The following is a 1,588-nucleotide window of genomic DNA, read 5'->3' as shown; positions in this document are numbered from 1 at the left end:
CAAGTCGGCATCAACGGAAGAAAGATCATGGAGAGCCGCATCGTACTTGACGCGGGCTGCATAGGCTTCCTGCCGTTCCTTGTCCAGCTTTTCATCCATTTTTCCGATCACCTGATAGAAAAATGCGGCAAGGCTGTGTCCCTCCAGACGGTCCACATCAGCCTGCTCTGCCAGCTTGGATTTTTCCAGCTTTTTCAGGCGATCAGCAAGCGTATCTCTCTGGGCGGTCAGTTCTTTCTGTTTTGCTTCGCAGCTTTTCTTTTCAGCGACCTGCTGCCAAAGCTCTTTCAACGTAGAATCACTCATATGGAATGTCCTTTCCCGGCATTACGTTTCTTCGTTCAGAAGCTGGTTCAAAAAATGCTGCCGATTATTTACAAATGTTTTGGTGATAACGTAGCTGTCCGTATCTTCATACTGACAAGGATGAATCGTGCCATTGTCGAAGCTAAAAATCTCAGCATCAGGCATTCCGAGGAGAATGGGTGAATGTGATACGATAATGAATTGCGCCCCTTCTTGGGCACACCGATAAATGTTGATCAGTAACGTGAGCTGCCGCTGCGGGGATAAAGCGGCTTCCGGCTCGTCAAAAATATAGACTCCATCTGCACCCATGTAGTCCTGCGCAATGGCGAGGAAACTTTCACCGTGTGATTTTTGGTGATAGCCTTTGGAGGGATGATCGTCATCGGAATAGTCGATTTCCTTGGTGGCTACATTATAGAAACTCTCTGCTCGGAGAAAATACCCGAACTTTGGTCTGCGATACCCCTTGGAAATCGTCATAGCCTCACATAGTTCCGAATGGGAGTTGTATGTGGAAAATGAATAGTTCTTCGTTCCACCCTCTGCGTTGAAGCCGTAAGCAACAGCGATTGCTTCCAGAAGCGTAGATTTTCCACTTCCATTTTCGCCAACAAAGAACGTAATGGGCTTATGGAATGTAAAAGTGTCGATTCCACTGATGGCAGGAATCTGACGAACATAATTGTATGGGCGAACTCTGTTCCAGTCGATGGTCAGCCCTTGGATAAACAAATCGTTCATACAGCACTCCATACTATATAATGTAAGAAACACTTAGCTCCGCTCAAACCCAAGATAGCGGGTGCCCTGAAAACTCAGCTTTCCGATGTCGCCCTGCACGAGCAGACCATAATCGCTTCCGTCCACTTCAAATTCCATCCGGTCGCCGCTCTCCACCTGAAAAGCCACATAGTACGATGTAAATGTGCTAGTGTCGTATCCGTGCGCACCGGACATATCGCCGGCATTGGCACTGCTGGAATGCGAAACATCGGTGCGCTTTGCTACCACTGTTGCCGGAACGGTAAGCCGCGGCGAGTGGTTGTTTTTGTTCCATGTGCGGAGATTTGAAATTAGAGCAAAGAAAAACATTCCAATAAAAAGCAGGAACAGGATTGGGAAAATGAAGCTGAATATAGCGTCAAACCATCCAAAAAACATTTTACTCCTCCAAAATTTCTTCCATCAGGTCCTTTACATCGTCCAGAAAAGATTCTTCACCGAGGGTGTTCACCTTGAAGAACACCGCTTGACTGCCTCCTGCGGTGATGGCAGACAG

General features: G+C 47.4%; 3 protein-coding genes and 1 pseudogene. All 4 read right to left on the bottom strand.

The genetic code is table 11. The features are described from left to right. A pseudogene (locus C7J97_RS14635) lies at window positions 1-306 on the bottom strand (hypothetical protein); the annotation flags it as partial. Window positions 307-327: 21 nt separating this feature from the next. Beyond that, window positions 328-1,050, bottom strand: coding sequence for an AAA family ATPase (locus C7J97_RS14630; protein ID WP_005921747.1), 723 nt, complete (start codon window positions 1,048-1,050; stop codon window positions 328-330). Window positions 1,051-1,083: 33 nt separating this feature from the next. Beyond that, on the bottom strand, window positions 1,084-1,470 hold the full coding sequence (locus C7J97_RS14625) for a DUF2500 domain-containing protein (RefSeq protein ID WP_113998249.1): 387 nt from the start codon (window positions 1,468-1,470) through the stop codon (window positions 1,084-1,086). Between the two features lies 1 nt (window position 1,471). Next, window positions 1,472-1,579, bottom strand: a complete 108-nt coding sequence (locus C7J97_RS15450; RefSeq protein ID WP_479723713.1) for a DUF6054 family protein — start codon at window positions 1,577-1,579, stop codon at window positions 1,472-1,474. Window positions 1,580-1,588 lie beyond the last annotated feature (9 nt).

Source organism: Faecalibacterium prausnitzii (assembly GCF_003324185.1).
GTDB lineage: Bacteria > Bacillota > Clostridia > Oscillospirales > Ruminococcaceae > Faecalibacterium > Faecalibacterium prausnitzii.
This window is presented reverse-complemented; position numbering and strand designations above follow the sequence as displayed.

Bases quoted from the DNA above. Each gene is read 5' to 3' on its own strand.
- C7J97_RS14625 (WP_113998249.1), bottom strand. From the start codon at position 1,470: ATGTTTTTTGGATGGTTTGACGCTATATTCAGCTTCATTTTCCCAATC.
- C7J97_RS14630 (WP_005921747.1), bottom strand. From the start codon at position 1,050: ATGAACGATTTGTTTATCCAAGGGCTGACCATCGACTGGAACAGAGTT.